Source organism: Bradyrhizobium sp. SZCCT0231 (assembly GCF_018130245.1).
GTDB lineage: Bacteria > Pseudomonadota > Alphaproteobacteria > Rhizobiales > Xanthobacteraceae > Bradyrhizobium > Bradyrhizobium japonicum_F.
Genome location: NZ_JAFCKP010000003.1, coordinates 456,651 through 474,104, shown reverse-complemented (window position 1 = coordinate 474,104; position 17,454 = coordinate 456,651). Strand labels below are relative to the sequence as shown.

15 protein-coding genes are annotated in these 17,454 nt (G+C 64.2%); 7 read left to right on the top strand and 8 right to left on the bottom strand.

What is annotated here, in order from left to right:
* Positions 1-165 precede the first annotated feature (165 nt).
* Positions 166-2,094 (top strand): AsmA family protein, encoded by a 1,929-nt coding sequence (locus JQ566_RS12605; RefSeq protein WP_212372643.1) that lies wholly within the window; start codon positions 166-168, stop codon positions 2,092-2,094.
* A 127-nt stretch (positions 2,095-2,221) separates the two neighbouring features.
* On the opposite strand, the gene dctA is transcribed toward JQ566_RS12605, so the two are convergent.
* Together dctA and JQ566_RS12595 are read right to left on the bottom strand one after the other, a co-directional pair.
* Positions 2,222-3,586, bottom strand: coding sequence for a C4-dicarboxylate transporter DctA (gene dctA, locus JQ566_RS12600; RefSeq protein WP_212372642.1), 1,365 nt, complete (start codon positions 3,584-3,586; stop codon positions 2,222-2,224).
* A 54-nt stretch (positions 3,587-3,640) separates the two neighbouring features.
* Complete coding sequence (locus tag JQ566_RS12595) at positions 3,641-4,714, bottom strand: 4-oxalomesaconate tautomerase (RefSeq protein ID WP_212372537.1); 1,074 nt, start codon at positions 4,712-4,714, stop codon at positions 3,641-3,643.
* 117 nt (positions 4,715-4,831) lie between these two features.
* Here JQ566_RS12595 and JQ566_RS12590 point away from each other — a divergent pair, with 117 nt between their 5' ends.
* The 4 genes from JQ566_RS12590 to JQ566_RS12575 all read left to right on the top strand — a co-directional run bounded on the left by JQ566_RS12590 (position 4,832) and on the right by JQ566_RS12575 (position 9,227).
* On the top strand, positions 4,832-5,812 hold the full coding sequence (locus JQ566_RS12590; RefSeq protein WP_249139397.1) for a LysR family transcriptional regulator: 981 nt from the start codon (positions 4,832-4,834) through the stop codon (positions 5,810-5,812).
* Between the two features lie 193 nt (positions 5,813-6,005).
* Complete coding sequence (locus JQ566_RS12585) at positions 6,006-7,391, top strand: ABC transporter substrate-binding protein (RefSeq protein WP_212372535.1); 1,386 nt, start codon at positions 6,006-6,008, stop codon at positions 7,389-7,391.
* Positions 7,392-7,491: 100 nt separating this feature from the next.
* Entirely contained in the window at positions 7,492-8,364 is an 873-nt protein-coding gene (locus tag JQ566_RS12580) for a carbohydrate ABC transporter permease (protein ID WP_212372534.1), read from the top strand.
* Positions 8,361-9,227 (top strand): carbohydrate ABC transporter permease, encoded by an 867-nt coding sequence (locus JQ566_RS12575; RefSeq protein ID WP_212372533.1) that lies wholly within the window; start codon positions 8,361-8,363, stop codon positions 9,225-9,227. The genes JQ566_RS12580 and JQ566_RS12575 overlap by 4 nt, the downstream gene beginning before the upstream one ends.
* A gap of 46 nt (positions 9,228-9,273) precedes the next feature.
* Here the strand turns inward: JQ566_RS12575 and JQ566_RS12570 are convergent, their stop codons facing one another.
* The 4 genes from JQ566_RS12570 to JQ566_RS12555 are packed head-to-tail and all read right to left on the bottom strand — an operon-like array spanning position 9,274 to position 12,435.
* Complete coding sequence (locus JQ566_RS12570) at positions 9,274-9,516, bottom strand: hypothetical protein (protein WP_212372532.1); 243 nt, start codon at positions 9,514-9,516, stop codon at positions 9,274-9,276.
* Between the two features lie 18 nt (positions 9,517-9,534).
* Complete coding sequence (locus tag JQ566_RS12565) at positions 9,535-10,347, bottom strand: ABC transporter permease (RefSeq protein ID WP_212372531.1); 813 nt, start codon at positions 10,345-10,347, stop codon at positions 9,535-9,537.
* Between the two features lie 4 nt (positions 10,348-10,351).
* The gene (locus tag JQ566_RS12560; RefSeq protein WP_212372530.1) at positions 10,352-11,266 is read right to left on the bottom strand and encodes an ABC transporter permease; all 915 of its coding nucleotides are present in this window, start codon (positions 11,264-11,266) and stop codon (positions 10,352-10,354) included.
* Positions 11,263-12,435: an ABC transporter ATP-binding protein gene (locus JQ566_RS12555; protein ID WP_212372529.1), complete on the bottom strand. Its 1,173-nt coding sequence runs from the start codon at positions 12,433-12,435 to the stop codon at positions 11,263-11,265. Before JQ566_RS12555 ends, JQ566_RS12560 begins: the two co-directional genes overlap by 4 nt.
* A 122-nt stretch (positions 12,436-12,557) precedes the next feature.
* Between JQ566_RS12555 and JQ566_RS12550 the strand changes: the two genes are divergently transcribed.
* Entirely contained in the window at positions 12,558-12,788 is a 231-nt protein-coding gene (locus tag JQ566_RS12550; RefSeq protein ID WP_212372528.1) for a hypothetical protein, read from the top strand.
* Positions 12,785-13,087 carry a type II toxin-antitoxin system RelE/ParE family toxin gene (locus tag JQ566_RS12545; RefSeq protein WP_212372527.1) on the top strand — a complete coding sequence of 101 codons (303 nt, stop codon included), beginning with the start codon at positions 12,785-12,787 and terminating at the stop codon, positions 13,085-13,087. The genes JQ566_RS12550 and JQ566_RS12545 overlap by 4 nt, the downstream gene beginning before the upstream one ends.
* On the opposite strand, the gene JQ566_RS12540 is transcribed toward JQ566_RS12545, so the two are convergent.
* Both JQ566_RS12540 and JQ566_RS12535 read right to left on the bottom strand, forming a co-directional pair.
* A complete protein-coding gene (locus tag JQ566_RS12540) occupies positions 13,084-14,544 on the bottom strand; it encodes a glycerol-3-phosphate dehydrogenase (RefSeq protein WP_212372526.1) in 1,461 nt (486 codons plus the stop codon). The two genes, JQ566_RS12545 and JQ566_RS12540, sit on opposite strands and share 4 nt — an antisense overlap.
* A 34-nt stretch (positions 14,545-14,578) precedes the next feature.
* Complete coding sequence (locus JQ566_RS12535; protein WP_212372525.1) at positions 14,579-17,260, bottom strand: sensor domain-containing protein; 2,682 nt, start codon at positions 17,258-17,260, stop codon at positions 14,579-14,581.
* Positions 17,261-17,454 lie beyond the last annotated feature (194 nt).

Below are 17,454 nucleotides of genomic sequence, written 5' to 3'. Positions count from 1 at the left end.
CCCCTGGGTGATAGAAGCTGCCCATGCGGTGGGCATAGCCATGCCGCGGCCTTGAAAGCGTCAAGAAAACCCATCAAGTTGCGGGGGTTGGGTGTGGGCGCGCAGGGTTTCCCGGCCCGCCCTTCTGGCTCCAACGACCAACCCGATCAGGACATGCCATTGACCATGGCCCAAGGAATGAAGCGCCTCGGGACGCCGATCGCGGCGCTGCTCGGCGTCGCCCTGATCGCCCTGATCGCGACCTCCTGGCTCATCAACCGCGACGCGCTGCGCAGGGCGGTCGAGGCGCAGATCCGCGACGTCACCGGGCTCGAGCTCAATGTCGCAGGCAACATCGACATTTCGCTCCTGCCGGCGAGCTACATCTCCTTCCAGGACGTCGGCCTCAAGGGCGGCGGCGCCAACGATCCCGCGCTCCATATCGACGTGCTCACCGCCAATTTGCGGCTGCTGCCGCTGCTGCTGCAGCGGTTCGAGATCGCCGACCTGATGCTGCTGCGGCCGCGCATCCACGTCAGCCTCAAGCCGGACGGCGAGAGCAACTGGACGCCCTTCATCCAGACCATCGCGCGCACCATGAAGCCCGGGGCCGAGAACCAGGTCTCGTTCTCCGAAATCCGGATCCAGGACGGCGTGCTCGACTACGAGGACGCCGCCACGCATGCCACCGAGAAGCTCGAGGACATCGACCTGTCGCTGGCCTGGCCTTCGATCTCGCGCTCCTTTGCTGCGACCGGACAGTTCGACTGGCGCGGCGAGCGCGTCGACGGCTCGATCAGCTTTTCCGATTTCGTCGCCGCCCTCTCCGGCGATCGGTCCGGCCTGAAGGCGCGAATCGCCAGCGCGCCGCTCAAGCTCGCCTTCGACGGCAGCGTCGCCAATCGCACCAGCCCGATGATGGAAGGCACGCTCACCATCGACAGCCCGTCCTTGCGCAACGCGCTGCGCTGGACCGGGCAGCCGCAGCCCGGCAGCGGCGGCTTCGGCCGCTTTGCGCTGAAGGCGCGCGCCAACGTCGTCGGCGCCTCGATCGCGCTCACCAATGTCAATGTCGAGCTCGACGGCAATGCCGCCGAGGGTGTCATGACCTACGCCAATAACGGCCGGCAGACGCTGCAGGCGACGCTCGCCGCCGACGCGCTCGACTTCACACCTTATATCTCGACGTTCCGCCTGCTCGCGAGCGGCGCGCGCGACTGGAACAGGCAGCTGTTCGACCTCAACGGATTGTCGACCACCGACCTCGACATGCGCCTGTCGGCCGCAAGGCTGACGGTCGGGCCGACGAAGCTCGGCCGCACCGCGATCGGCGCCAATTTGCGCAACGGCACGCTGGCGCTCTCGGTCGGCGAGGCGCAAGTCTATGGCGGGATCGCAAAAGGCTCGTTCGGCATCGCGCGGTCCGACACCGTCGCCGACATCAAGGCGCAATTCCAGTTCACCGACGTCGATCTCCAGGCCTGCGCCACCGAACTGTTCGGTCTCAACAAGCTGTCCGGCCGCGGCAACATCAACGTCTCGCTCCTCGCCTCCGGATCGAGCCCGTTCGGCCTCGTGCAGTCACTCGACGGAAGCGCCACGGTGACCGGGCATGACGGTGCGATCTCGGGCTTCAACGCCGAGCAGCTCCTGAAGCGGCTGGAGCGGCGGCCGCTGTCGGGCGGCGGCAATTTCCGCAACGGCTCGACGCCCTACAACAATCTCACCATCGCCGTGAAATTCTCCGACGGCATCGCCACCGCCGAAGACATCCGCGTCGAAGGGCCGGCGGCGAAGATCACGCTCACCGGCACCGCCTCGGTGCCGGCACGCGAATACGACATGAAGGGCGTGGCCAGCCTCAACAGTGCGTCGGGTTTCGAACTGCCCTTCGTGGTGCAGGGCCCCTGGGACGATCCGCTGATCTTCCCCGATCCGGAAAGCCTGATCCGCCGCTCGCCGGCCTCCGCGCCGCTGCTCGACATGCTGAAGGACCGCAAGGGAGGCGACGCCGTTCGCTCCGCAATCGAGCGCATCACCGGCAGCGGAAAGCGCCCCGCACCGGCGGAATCGCCGACGGCAGAGAACGCCAAAGAGAACGCCAAGTCGAACTAAAGCATGATCGGGAAAAGTGCGAAGCGGTTTTCCGAAAAGACCATGCGTAAACAACAACCTAAAACGCGATGACGATTCATCCGAATCTCATCGCGCTTTAGACTGATCGGCGTCGCGCTCTTCGGGTTCAAGCGGCCGATTGCGTCGTCGAAATCCAGCTGTTGTCCTCCCGCACCACTGGTGCCGCAGCGATCTTCGACGCGACCTCGCCCTGTCCCAGTTCACGGGCCAACACCTCGCGATCACAGGCGTCCTCCCACAGCGAGATGGTGATGGATGCGACACAGTTGCTGATCATGCTGGTCAGTGCCCGCGCCTCCGACATGAAGCGGTCGATGCCGACAAGCAGCGCCACGCCGGTCACGGGCAGGTCCGGCATCACCGATAGAGTCGCGACGAGCGCAACGAAACCGCTACCGGTGACGCCGGCGGCCCCTTTGGACGTCAGCAGCATCAATCCGAGCATCGCCGCAATCTGCCCCCATGACAGGTGAATGTCGCAGGCTTGCGCGATGAAGATGGACGCCAAGGTGAGATAAATGGCGCTGCCGTCCAGATTGAAGGAATAGCCCATCGGCAACACGAGCCCCGATACGCCTTTCCGGCATCCGAGCTGCTCCAGCTTGCGCAGCGCGCCAGGCAGCGCCGGCTCCGACGACGACGTGCCGAGCACGATCAGCAATTCTTCCTTGAAGTAGCGGATCGTCTTCCACAGGCTGAAGCCGTTCAGCCGCGCCAGCGTACCAAGCACGACCACCACGAAGACGGAGCAGGCGATATAGAAGGTCAGGATCAGCAGTCCGAGCGAGCCAATCGAACGGATGCCATAGCGGCCCACGGTGAACGCCATGGCCCCGAAGGCGCCGAGCGGAGCGAGCTTCATGACGAAACCGAAGGCCACAAACAGCACGTGCGAGAACGAGGTGACGGCCTTGGTCACCACCACACCGTCGTCACCGGCGCGGCTCAGCCCAAAGGCGATGAGAATGGAGACCAGCAGCACCGGCAGCACTTCACCATCGGCGAACGCTCCGAAGAACGAATGCGGGATGATGTGCAGGATGAAGTCCGCGAAGCCGGATACCCCTGCCTGCTTGGTGAATTTCGCGGCCACTGACGGGTCCAACGTATTGACCGCAACATGCATGCCCGCGCCCGGTTGGATCAGCGACACAGCGATCAGCCCTGCCAGCAAAGCGAGCACGGTCAGCAAGTAGAACAGCGCCATGGATTTCACCAGCGTGCGGCCGACCTCGCGGGAATCGCTGATGCTGTTGATGCCGCTCACGATGGTGCAGAATACGATCGGCGCGATCATCATCTTGACCAGCTTGACGAAGCCATCGCCAAAGGGCTTCAGCGCGGCGCCGAATTCGGGCCAGAAATGGCCGGTGAGGACACCAAGCATGAGGCCGATCAGCACCTGGACATAAAGAATCCGGTAGAACGGCTTTCGCGGCTCACTGCTCGCGGACCCAGCCAGCGCTCGCATCTGCATTCTCGTTTCTCCCTTGTCTTATTCTTGAGGTTTAAGTGCAGTCCGGCGTCAGGCCGCTAGCACCGAATGAGGCACGTGTGACCGGCGGGCGAAGACGTGGCCCTCGAAGATTCGCCGGGCCGTCCGCAGCACCCGGGCAACCGGGCCAGGCTCAAGCCTGACCACGAGCTGGCCGGAGGGGTGGGCGAGCGTGATCGGCACCGGCGGCGTCAGCGGTCCGACCATCTCTGCAGCGATCGTTCCGGGCGTGACGCACGCCGTGGCGATCGCGACGGCGCCGGTCACCGCCAGCGCGCTATGGCAGTCGTGCGGCATGAAGTATCTGGTGTTCAACGTCGCCTCGCCCCCGCGCGCAATGAGGACCGGCTTCGGGATCACCATCGTCGCCGGATCTGGAAAGCCCATCCGGCGTCCGGCCTCGATGCGCAAAGCTTCGAGACGCGCGCGAAAACGATTGTCGGCGAAGTCCGAGGGAGCCTCGCGGCCGGTCCATCCCAGATCCGCCGCGCGGACCAGCATGACGGGCATCGCCGCGTCGATGCAGGTCACATCGATCCCTTCGATGCGATCGACCGGTCGTCCGGTGGGCAGGAGACGACCGGTGCGTGCGCCGGCCGCGTTGGGGAACGACAGTTCGATCGGCGCGGCCGTTCCCGGAACACCGTCGATCTGCGCCTCGCCGTCGTAAGTCACGCGTCCTGCGGGGGTCGGAACGGTCGCGTCAATCAACTTGCCGGTGTTGACATTGTGGATGCGCACATGGGTGCGATCTGCGGCAGCGGCGACCAAGCCGGCTTCAATTGCGAACGGCCCCACGGCCGCCAGCATGTTTCCGCAATTCGGCGAGGTATCGACGATCCCTTCACGAACCCGCACCTGGGCAAACAGGTAGTCGACGTCGGCGCCGGGCACCGTCGCCGGCCCGATGATCGCGACCTTGTTGATGACGGCATTGCCACCGCCGATCCCGTCAATTCCAAGGTCGTGCCCCCCTCCCATCACGGACAACAGGACCGCGTCGCGCAGATTGGCGTCGGCCGGAAGATCACGGGCCAGGAAAAACGGCCCGCGCGAGGTGCCCCCGCGCATGACCACACAGGGAATGGCAATCTGATCGTTCATGGAACTCTTCCGTTGGGCGACATCTTCGCGCGAGCCAGAGCATCCTTCGGCAGAACTCTTTTGTGAAATGCAAATATCTGAGGTATTATTTCGTTTGTCGAAATAATGGAGCCTGCCATGAACGCGGAACTGCTCGACCTCAAGGCGTTCATCACCGTGGCGGAGACGGGAAGCTTCGTCCGCACCGCCAGGGCGCTGAACCTGTCGCAGCCGGCGCTGAGCAGACGCATTCAGAAACTGGAAGAAGGCCTCGGTGCGCCGCTGCTCGAACGGTCGACGCGCCACGTCAATCTCACCATGACCGGGCGCGACTTCCTGCCGAAGGTGCGCCGCCTCATCGACGAGTTCGAGACCTCGGTGCTCGCCATCCACGATATCGGCGCGCGAAGTTCAGGCCTCGTCTCTGTGGCTGCGGTGCCGACAGCGGTGTTCTATTTCCTGCCGCGTGCGATCGGCCGGTTTGCCGAAGCGTATCCGCGCATTCGCATCCGGATACTCGACATCGGTGCCAACGAGGGATTGGAAGCGGTCGCGCGCGGAGAAGCCGACTTCGGCATCAACTTCATCGGTTCTTCGCATGCGGAAATCGAGTTCGAGAAACTGGTTGAGGACCCTTTCGTCCTGGCCTGCCGTCATGACCATCCGCTGGCATCGCGCAAGCAGGTCAGCTGGTCGGAAATCGTGTCGCACCGGGTCATCACCGTCGGTCGCAACAGCGGCAATCGCGCGCTGATCGACAATGCGCTGGCGCGACACGGCTTGCAGTTGAACTGGTCTTATGAAGTCGCTCACCTCTCCGGCTCGCTTGGCCTGGTCGAAGCCGGCCTCGGCATCGCCGTGCTGCCGAGGCTCGCGACGCCAGCGGCCGGCCATCCGATCATTCACACCATTCGGCTGACCGAGCCGGAAGTATCGCGGACGATCGGAATCGTGCGCAGGCACGGGGCGACGCTATCGCCCCATGCCAGCCAATTTCTCAAGATGCTCCTCGAGGCATGGCGCTCGCCTGCCCGGACGAGCGTGCAAGCCAGGCCGCGCTCCCGATCTGCCGACACGAGTCCAGCCGCCGCCGCGACCGGTCCCAGAGGGAAACGCTGAACAAGGCCGCACACCACGAGGGAATTGATTGGCATGTATCGATGCGGCCTTTGGATCGATGCGCGAATTCGCATGCCCACAGCCACTCTCCAACCGCGACATAGGTCTGACAAGATGCGTTGATTGCGCTACCATCCTGCGCTAGTGTTTTATACGACCGGTTAAAAACACCGGCCGTTTGAGGGAGAAAAACGTGAGATCCAAGGTTATTGGCGCAGTATCATTGGCGGTCGCTACGGTTGGGCTTTTTGCCGCCACTGCACCCGCCTTTGCACAGCAGAAGACGATCACAGTCTGGTGGGGCAAGGGCTTCTATCGCTCCGAAGACGACGCGCTGATCGATACGATCAAGAAATTCGAAGCCAAGACCGGCATCAAGGTCGAATTGTCGCAATACGCGATCCAGGACATGATTCCGAAGACGGTTGCCGCGCTCGATGCCGGCACCGTGCCCGATGTGGCCTATTCCGATTCCTATGACGTGCAGGCGCAGGGCAAGTGGGCCTATGAGGGCAAGCTCGAGGACCTCACGGATGTCATGGAGCCGATCAAGGGCCGGTTCGTGCAGAACACGCTGGATGCGTCGATCCTCTACAACGACGTCGCCAAGAAGAAGGCCTTTTATGGCTTTCCGCTGAAACAGCAGAGCATGCACGTCCAGATCTGGAACGATATGCTGGAGAAGGCCGGTTTCAAGCAGAGCGACATCCCGAACGACTGGACGGGCTATTGGACGTTCTGGTGCGACAAGGTGCAGCCGGCGATCCGCAAGGCCACCGGCCAGCGCATCTACGCCGTGGGCCAGCCGATGGGCGTGGAATCCACCGACTCCTTCCAGTCGTTCTACACCTTCATGGATGCCTACCACGTCAAGCTGGTCGACGACGACGGCAAGTTGCTGGTCGACGACCCGAAGGTCCGCGACGGCCTGATCAAGGCGATGAAGGACTATACCGACACCTACATCAAGGGCTGCACTCCGCCCTCCTCGACCACCTGGAAGGATCCCGACAACAACGTCGCCTTCCACAACAAGACCATCGTGATGACCCACAACTTCACGATCTCGATCGCGGCGAAGTGGTTCGAGGACTCGCAGAACCAGGCGCTCACCCAGGAGCAGCGCGACGCCGGCAAGAAGGCATACGAGCAGGACATCGTCACGGCGTCCTTCCCGAAGGCGCCGGACGGCTCGACCATCCGCTACCGCTCCGACGTCAAGACCGGGCTGGTGTTCACCGCAGCCAAGAACAAGGCCGAGGCCAAGCAGTTCATCAGCTTCCTGCTCCAGGAAGAGAACGTCCGTCCCTATATCGAGGGCGCGCTCGGCCGCTGGTTCCCGGTGACCAAGGAAAGCCAGGAAAGCCCGTTCTGGCAGGCTGACAAGCACCGCAAGGCGGTCTACACGCAGTTCAAGGGCGGCACCGCGGCGTTCGACTTCACCAAGAACTGGAAGTTCACGATCCTCAACAACGAGAACGTGTGGGCGAAGGCGATGAACCGCGTCGTCAGCGAGAAGGTTCCGGTCGACAAGGCCGTCGACGAACTGATTGCCCGCATCAAGCAGGTCGCGGGTTAAGGTCTATCCCCTCCCTCTCTCCGTCCTTTGCGGGGAGAGGTGAAATGCTAACACCGGCCGCCTCGTGCGGCCGGAAGTCCTTTCAAAGAGTTTCGAAAGAATGGCGATCACGCTCTCTGGCGATCAGTCGATCCCCGCACCGCCCTTGTCGTCGCGGCTGACCCCGGCGCAGGTCTGGGGCATCATCCTGCTCGCGCCCTATCTGCTGGTTTTCCTCGCCTTCGTCGTCTATCCCGTCTGCTACGGGCTGTGGCTGGCGCGCGCTCCGGAGAACTACGTCGCGCTGTACAACGACCCGATCTTCGCGCGCGCCGCGGTCAACACGCTGATCTTCCTGGTCATCGGCATCAACATCAAGATGCTGATCGCGCTGCTCCTGTCCGGCTTCTTCGCGCAGCAGCGCACCTGGATCAAATGGCTCTCGGTGATCTTCATCCTGCCCTGGGCGGTGCCGTCGATCCCGACCATCCTGTCGGTGCGCTTCATGTTCAATCCCGAGTGGGGCGTCATCAACCACCTCATCTTCTCCTTCACCGGCGATGACGGCCCGAACTGGCTGAACGACCCGACCGTGGCGCTCAGCATGGCGATCGGCGTGCACATCTGGAAGTCGCTGCCGTTCTGGACGCTGATCCTGATCACCGGACGCCTTGCGATCTCGCACGATCTGTTCGAGGCCGCCGAAGTGGACGGCGCGAGCTGGTGGCAGAAATTCCGCTACATCACCTGGCCGTCGATGCAGACGCTCTACGTGACCTGCACGCTGCTCTCGATGATCTGGACGCTGGGCGATTTCAACAGCGTCTACCTCCTCACCGGCGGTGGCCCGGCCGACCTCACGCACGTGTTGTCGACGCTCGGTATCCGCTATCTCCGGCTCGACCAGCTCTCGCTCGCGATGGCCTCCATCGTCTGCGCGATGCCCTTCGTCCTGCCGCTCGTGTACTTCATGATGAAACGGTTGTCGCGATGAAGCTCCCCGGCGTAAGAGAGTTTTCCTGGCGCGAAGTCGCGACTGAAGCGCGGCTGCTGCTGATCGGCATCCCCGTCTTCCTGTGGACGATGATCCCGATCTATCACATGTTCCTGTTCGCGATCTCCCCGAAGGAGGACGCGTTCTCGGGCAAGCTGTGGCCGGACCATCCGACGCTGCACAATTTCGAGATCGTGTTCAAGCAGCAGCATTATTTCCTGCGCGACTTCTACGTCCAGTTCTGGAATTCGACGGTGATCGCCGTCTCCGTCGGCGTGCTGACGCTGTTCATCGCGACCGCCGCGGCGTTCTCGATCTCGCGATTGAAGGTGCCGGGCGGGCGCACAGTGCTGAACCTCGCGCTCTTCACCTACTTCATCCCGGCGGCGTTCCTCGCCGTGCCGATGTACCGCACCATGGGCAATTACGGCCTGCTCAACAATCACTGGTCGCTGATCCTGGCCATGGTGACGATCGCCTCGCCTTATGCGATCTGGGTGCTCAAGCAGGCCTCCGACAAGCTGCCGGTCGAGCTGGACGAGGCCGCGGTGATGGACGGCGCCACGACGCTGCAGATCTTCCGCCTGGTCTATCTGCCGCTGATGATGCCCTCGCTGGTCGCGATCGGCACCTATGCGGTGCTGCTGGCCTGGAACGAATATCTCTACGCGTTCCTGCTGCTGTCCAACGACCGCGAGATCACCCTCCCCGTCGCGCTCGGCAACTTCCTCGCCGCGGACGACTCGCCGTGGGAGCTGCTGATGACCACCGGCTTCATCTACGCGCTGCCGCCGGCCGCGGTCTACTACGCCTTCCGCCGCTACATGGTGGGCGGGCTCACGGCGGGTGCGGTGAAGTCGTAGTCTCGATCTCGCCGTACGTCATTCCACATACCTGTCGTAGCAACCGCTACGGCAGGTCGATGTCCATCATCTTCGCCAATCGTTGAACCTCAAGTTTCTGGCTCGCTGAGGGCTGGAGACGATTTTCCACGACTGAAGAGTGCAGCCATTCCAGCGCGACACCAAATTCTCGATTGTCGATAAACTCCGCCAGTAGCGCGCAGTCTCTGACAGAGAGTTGAGACGACATCGAGCCTACGAGGTTTGTCAGAGCCTCTTCCAGTTTACGCCATTCTTCGGCACGATTCATCGTTGCTCTCCGATAACACTACAGCGGCGCCGCGCTCTCGCCCTGCGAGCTCGACAGCTTCGAGGCGAGCGAGGCGATGACGATGACGACCGCGATCAGGGCGATCACCAGCGTGCAGATCGCGTTGATCTCGGGCTTCACCCCCAAACGCACCTCGGAATAGATCCGGATCGGCAAGGTGGCCGAGCCGGGGCCGGTGGTGAAACTCGCGATCACGAGATCGTCGAGCGACAGCGTGAACGCCAGCATCCAGCCGGCGACGATCGCGGGCGCGATCAGCGGCAGCGTCACGGACACGAATGCGCGCACCGGGTCGCAGCCGAGGTCCATCGCGGCCTCCTCCAGCGAACGATCGAGCGAGCCGAGACGGGACTGCACCACCACCGCGACGAAGCACATCGTCAGCGTGGTGTGGGCGATCGTCACCGTCCAGAAGCCGCGCTCGGCGTTCAGGGCGACGAACAGCAGCAGCAGCGACAATCCGGTGATCACCTCCGGCATCACCAGCGGCGCATAGAGCATGCCCGAGAACAGCGTGCGGCCGCGGAACCTCTCTCCGCGCGACAGCGCCACCGCCGCCAGCGTGCCGAGCAGCGTCGCGATGGTCGCGGAGGAAACCGCGACCCGCAGGCTCATCCAGGCCGCCTCGATCATGGCGCGGTCGTTGAAGAACTCGTGATACCAGCGCAGCGACCAGCCGCCCCACACGGTCACCAGGCGCGAGGCGTTGAAAGAGTAGAGAACGAGGATCAGGATCGGCAAATAGAGGAAGGAGAGCCCCAGCGCCAGCGAGGCGATGTTGAAGCGGGACAGGCGGGAGACCTTGCGCATCGCCCTACCTTCCCTGTTCCAGCTGCCGCTTCTGCAGCCGCTCGTACAAGAGCAGCGGCACCAGCAGCACGACCAGCAGCGCGATCGCGGCAGCAGAGGCGACCGGCCAGTCCTTGTTGGTGAAGAATTCGAGCCACAAGGTCTGGCCGATCATCAGCGAATTGGAGCCGGCCAGAAGATCCGGAATCACGAACTCGCCGACGATCGGGATGAAGCACAAGAGCACGCCGGCGCCGACGCCGGGCAGCGACAGCGGAAAGGTGACGAGCCAGAACACCTGCCACGGCGGCGCGCCGAGATCGGAGGCCGCCTCCTCCAGCGCCGGCTCCATCTTGGCGAGCGTGGCATAGAGCGGCAGGATCATGAACGGCAAATAGGAATAGACGATGCCGATATACATCGCGCTGTCGGTGGAGAGCCAGACCACGGGCTGGCTGACCAGATGCAGCGTCAGCAGGATCTGGTTGAGCAGGCCGTCGTGCTGCAGGATGTTGATCCAGGCATAGATGCGGATCAGGAACGAGGTCCAGAACGGCACGATCACCAGCACCATCGCCACCGCCTGCCAGCGCTTCGGCAGCCGCGCCATGCCATAGGCGATGGGATAGCCGATCAGGAGCAGCAGCGCTGTCGCGGTGATCGCGACGGTGAGGCTGCGCACATAGGCGAATACATAGATGTCGTCGGAGACGAGCAGCCTGAAATTGTCGATCGAGAATGCGGCAAAGGCGCTCCTGAGCGCGTCCCATCCCGCCGTCAGGTCGAACACCGGCTCGTAAGGCGGCTGCGCGATCGCGGTCTGCGACAGGCTGATCTTCAGCACGAAGGCGAATGGCACCAGGAAGAACAGCACCATCCAGACATAGGGTGCGATCGATGCGAAGCGCGCCGGCCTTGCGAAGATGCGGCGGGTGCTCATGATTGCAGCACCACACAATCGTCGGGTGTGAACCAGGCGACGACATGCTGGTTCAGGCTGTAGGCGTCGACGTCGAGTCGCGCGCTGTTGGCGACGGACGCCTGCACCGTTCCGCCGGTATCGAGCTTCACCTTGTAGGTGGTGGTGCCGCCGAGATAGCAGATGTCGGCGATGACGCCGTCGAGCCGGTTGATCGCCGTCTCACGACCGACCTCGCTCACCGGGCCGCGGCGCGAGAGCTTCACCTTCTCGGGGCGGATCGCGATCGAGAATCTTCCCGCACCGACCGGCTCGCGCGGCTCGGCCACCACCAGCGCACCCGCATCGCGCGTGCCGATGATCAGACGATGACCATCGCGCAATTTTGACTCGCCGTCGAACAGATTGATGTCGCCGACGAACTCCGCGATCCAGCGCGAGCGCGGCGCCTCGTAGAGCTCGCGTGGGCTCGCGACCTGGGCAAGCTTGCCTGATTTCATCACGCCGATCCGGCTCGCCATCGTCATCGCCTCCTCCTGGTCGTGGGTGACGATGATGAAGGTCATGCCGAGCCGCCGCTGCAGCTCCATCAGCTCGGCTTGGGTGCTCTCGCGCAGCTTCTTGTCCAGCGCTGCGAGCGGCTCGTCGAGCAGCAGGAGCTGCGGCCGGCGCGCCAGGGCGCGGGCAAGCGCGACGCGCTGGCACTGGCCGCCGGACAACTGGTCCGGCTTGCGCTTTTCCAATCCTTCGAGCTTCACCAGCGCGACCATCTCCGCAACGCGCATGGCGATGTCGGCGCGCGCCATGCCGGCGCGCTTGAGGCCGAAGGCGATATTGTCGCGCACGGACAGATGCGGGAACAGCGCGTAATTCTGGAACATCATGTTGATCGGGCGCTCGTGCGGCAGCGCCTGCGCGATGTCCTTGCCGCCGAGCAGGATGCGCCCCTCATCCGGCGCCTCGAAGCCGGCGAGCATGCGCAGCAGCGTGGTCTTGCCGCAGCCGCTCGGGCCGAGCAGCGCAAAAAACTCGCCGGCCTTGATATCGAGCGAGACGCCATCGACGGCCCGGAACGTGCCAAAGGTCTTGGCGACGCCCTCGATGCGCAGCAGCGGCTGGCCTGCCGCGGGCAATGCATCTCCGCCAGCCGATTCAGCCGCAACGTTCGTTCCGGGCAACTCTTCCGCCATGGTCCCTGCCAACCCCGATTCCGCCGCACGCTAGCGGCCGATCGTCCCTAGCTCAACCGGTTCGGAGCGGATCATCGGAAATTGGCCTTCATGCGAGGCGTCAAAGGGCGTATGATGACGATATGACCAAGTTGCTGGATCAGGCCCTGGAGATCGCGCGCAGTCTGCCCGCGGACGCGCAGGACGACATTGCCCGAATCGTACTCCAACTCGCCGGTGCCGACACAGCACCTCCTGTCATCCTGTCGGATGATGAAAGGTCGGCGATCGCCGCATCCAAGGCGGCGGCTGAACGGGGTGAATTCGCAACCGAGGCTCAAGTCCGAGCGACTTGGGCCAAACACGGCCTGTGAATATTCGCTACACACTTCCGGCGCTCGCCGATCTCGATTCCATTCTGACCTACATCGCAGAAGCGTCTCCTCAGGGAGCGGCACGCGTCCAAAAGCGCATTCGGGACGTCATTGGTCTGCTGCTCACGCATCCCGAGATCGGTCTACGAACGGACGATCCGGACATCCGGAGGCTGACCACAACGCCCTACCCCTTTCTCATCTTCTACGAGATCGGAGACCAGGAGATCGTCATCCATGCCATCCGCCATGGCGCTCGCGATCCCGGAGGGATGCCGGGTGCACGAGATCCCGCCTAGCTCACATCCGCCATAAACGCAGCCAGCGCGTCGCGGTCCGCCGCAGGCATTGTCAGGCCCAGCTTGGAACGGCGCCACAGAACGTCATCCGGAAAGCGCGCCCATTCGTGGGTCATGAGATAGCGCACCTCGGCGGCGGTCAGCTCGGGGCCGAAGGTGGGACCGAGTTCGCCGCGGGTCTTGGCCTCGCCCAGCACCGCCGACAGCCGCGAACCGTAGGCCGCAACCAAGCGCAGAGCTTCCGGCTCCGACAGAAAGCGCCAGCGGTCGCGTGCGAGGTCGACCTCGGTGTCGAAACGGTCCCAGGCAAAATCTCCACCCGGCAGCGCAGCGCCGGCGGTCCAGGGCGGCGACATCGGGTAGAACGGCGTCAGCTTCGTCACCGCCCGCTCCGCCCGCAGGCGCGAGGTGGTGACATCGCCGCCGAACATCGTGATCAACGGCGCCCTGCGCCGACGCGCGTGGAACAGAGTCGTGCCGTCGCGTCGCCGCGCGGACGCCGGCCTCAGATTGACGCCGGAGACCGTCCGGACCACGTCGGTCGGGACGACGCGCTCGCGGAAATAGCGGCTGGCCGCTTCGCAGAGATAGCTGACGTCGGACCCAGACATCGCCACGATGGCGGGATCCCCGGTGAAATCATGCGTGACCGTGCCGATCAGCGTGAACTCGCGCTCGAACGGGCTTGCGAAAATCAGCCGGCCATCACTGTTCTGGAAGACGTAGACATTGTCTGAATCGAACAGCCTGGGCACGATGATCTGGCTCATCTGCATGGCTGTCACGGCGGGCTGCGGCTGGCGCAGGACCGTCTCCGCGACCATCGAGGTCCAGCCACCGGTGGTGTTGGCCAGCGCCCGGGTCGTGATGGTGCGGCGATGGCCGCGATCGACCACGGCGAGCCGCCAGATGTCGGTCCTGTCGGCACGCACGCAGCGTGCCCCGGTCCGGATCGCCGCGCCACGTTCCGACGCGTCCAGCGCTGTGAGCACGACAAGGCGGGAATCGTCGACGACGCAGTCCGAATATTCGAACGCCGTGCCGAATGGGCGCTTCAGCGCGTTGCCGACCGGATGATGGGTGATGTCGAGGGTCGTCGACCCGGGCAGGCCGCGCCGGCCGGCGAGGCTGTCATAGAGGAACAGGCCGGCGCGGAGCAGCCACGGTGGACGCTCGTCCGCATGCGCAGGAATCACGAAACGCATCGGCCGGACCAGATGCGGCGCGATCCGGAGCCAGGTCCGGCGCTCGGCCAGAGCCCGGCGCACGCGCCAAAAACCGCGGCGCTCCAGCACCGAGAGATCGCCGTGGATCAGCCGCGGTGTTGCCGACGATGCCGCGCCGCCGAGATCGCCCTGCTCGAACAGGATAACCCGCAGGCCGCGACCCGCCGCATCGCGGGCGAGGCTGACACCGTTCAGGCCGCCGCCGATGATCGCAAGATCGTAATCCGCCATGAGGCCGTCGAATGGGAGCGAAGCACTCCCACCACTAGCCGGTCTTGAGCGCAAGCTCCATGGCTTCGGCGCGGCCGACAAGGCCGGCATATTTCCCGATCGGCAGCGGCTTGCCGAGCAGATAGCCCTGCACGCCGTCGCAGCCCTCCTTGGCGAGGAAGGCGAGCTGGTCCACCGTCTCGACGCCCTCGGCGATGATCGACATTTCGAGGCCGTGGCCGAGATCGATCACGGCGCGCACGATCGCCGCCGATTGCGGGTTGCGGCCGAGATTGGTGATGAAGGCGCGGTCGATCTTGATCTTGTCGAACGGGAACGCCTGGAGATAGCTCAGCGACGAATAGCCACTACCGAAATCGTCCATGGAGATGCGCACGCCGAGCGCCTTCAGCCGGCGCAGCAGCGCAAGGCCGCGGTCGAAATCCTCGATCAGCACGCCCTCGGTGATCTCGAGCTCGAGCCGCCCGGGTGCAAGCCCCGTCTCGATCAGGATCGAATGGACGAGGCCGACCACGTCGCCGTGCATGAACTGCGCCGGCGACAGGTTGACCGCGACCTGGAGCGGCTTCGGCCAGGACGCCGCCTCGCGACAGGCCTCGCGCAGGATCCACTCGCCCATCTCGACGATGAGGCCGCTCTCCTCGGCGATCGGAATGAATTCGGCCGGCGAAACCTGGCCGCGCACCGGATGCTGCCAGCGCGCCAGCGCCTCGAAGCCGATGATCTCGCTCTCGGCGACGCTGTGGCCGGCGGCCCCCTGCGGCTGGAAGGCGAGCGACAGCTCGCCGTTCTTCACCGCCATCGAAAGATCCTGGTGCAGCACGCGGCGATCGCGGATCTGCTGGTCCATCTCCGGCTGGTAGAGGCTGATCGTGCCGCGCGATTTCTGCTTAGCGCGGAACAGCGCCGCGCCGGCATTGGCGAGCAGCGAGGCGCCATCGGTGCCATTGTGCGGGAAGACCGACATGCCGGTGGTGACGCCGGCACGGACCGGCCGGCCGTCGATCTGGAATTCCTGCGCGACGGCCTCGCCGATCTGCTGCGCCAGCGCGAGACCCGCGTCCGGCTGCTTGCCGTCGATGATCAGGCCGAACTCGTCGCCGGACAGGCGCGCCACCACGCCGCCTCGGGCGGAGTCCTGGAGCCGCTGGGCCACCTCGATCAGGAGCTTGTCGCCGAGCGCATGGCCGAAGACGTCGTTGACCTCCTTGAGCCCGTCGAGGTCGACGCAGAGCACGGCGAACTCCTCGCCGGTGCCTTCGCAGGCCTCGATCATCTGGGTCAGCGCCTGCAGGAAGGCGGCGCGGTTCGGCAGATCGGTGAGGCCGTCATGATAGGCCATGTGCGCCATGCGCGACTCGGTCTGTCGGCGGTCGGTGACGTCCTCGTGGGTCTTGATCAGATATTGCGGCTCGCCGGCGTCGCTGAGCACCGTGGCGCGGCGGGTCAGGAACAGCCGCAGGCCGTCCTTGGTGGAGATCGGATGCTCCTCGGTGATCATCCCGCGCTTCTTGATCGCGGCCTCGTCGCGGGCGATGATCAGCTTGGCTTCCTTGGCGTTGAAGATGTCGGAGGCAGTCAGGCCGGTGGCTTCCTCGCGTTTGCGGTTCAGGATGGTCTCGGCGCTGCGGTTGGCGAGCAGGTAGCGGCCATCCTTGACCTCCTCCACGATCAGCGCGACCGGGATGTTGTCGACCACGAGCTCGAGGAACTTCTTGGTGCTCTCCAGCTCCTGCGACAGCGAGCGGCGGTCGGTGATGTCCTCGAACACCAGCAGCAGGAATCCGGGCCGGTTGCTTTCATTGCGCACCGCGATCCGGATCGAGGCGACCATGCGCCGCTCCCCGCCGCGCTCGACCTCGAATTCGTTGCGGAATTGGCCGTCCGGCGAATTGAGCGCGGCCTGGTCGGTTGCCTCGATCGTGGCCGCCGAGACCGGCGCAAACAGCTCGCGGGCGTTCTTGCCGACGACGTGGTCCCGCGAGAAGCCCCAGAAGCGCTCATAGGCCGTATTGGCGAAGATGTAGCGGCCATCCTCGATGTTCTTGGCGGCGACGCAGGCCGGCACGTTGTCCAGCACCGTCTCCAGGAACTGCTTGGTCGAGGCGAGCTGTCGCGACAGCCTTCGCTGGTCGCTGACGTCGAGATGCGTCGCGACCGCGCCACCGTTCGGCAGCACGAAATATTTCACCAGGATGGCCCGTCCGTCAGGCAGTTCCGTGATCAGGCCATTGGCGCTTGCCGCCTTGTCGTAAAATTCGTCGTCGGAGGCGTCCAGCACGCCGCGCTTGCGTCGCAGCTCGAGGAGTTCGCGGCCATGTATGCCGGGCCGGACATCCGACCGCGTCAAACCATAGATTTCGAGGTAGCGGTCGTTGCAGAAGATGATACGGCGCTGCGCTTCCGTCATCACCACGCCCTGATTGAGATTGTTCATGGCGGAGGAGATGAAGGCATTGCGCCGCAACTGCAGACGCCGGGTCTGGCGCAGCGAGGAATGGATCCACAGCGCGATCGCGGCGAGGAACGAGCAGACGACGATGCCGGCGATCAGGACCTCCCAGATCACGTTGGGATCGAGCTTGGCGAGATCCGGAGCGGAGAGGCCGTCCGACAGCGCAAAGGCGCGCGCAGGCGCGCCCGCACCGGCCAGGCATAAGAGGGCCTGCACAGCAATCGAAAGCGTGCTGCCCACGTGCCAGTTGTTCTCAGCCATCAGCCACCCGCGATTTCAACGTCGGATTGTCTGGCCTCGCGGGTTTGGATCGGGTAAACGCCTGTACGCACAACAGAAAAAATGCGACGCGAAATACGGCAATTGCCCTGACATGATAAATGTTTTCTTAACGGAAAATTCCCCTGCGCTGCCGCTCCCGGGCCCGATGCCACCGGTGCCGCCCGCGGACATCC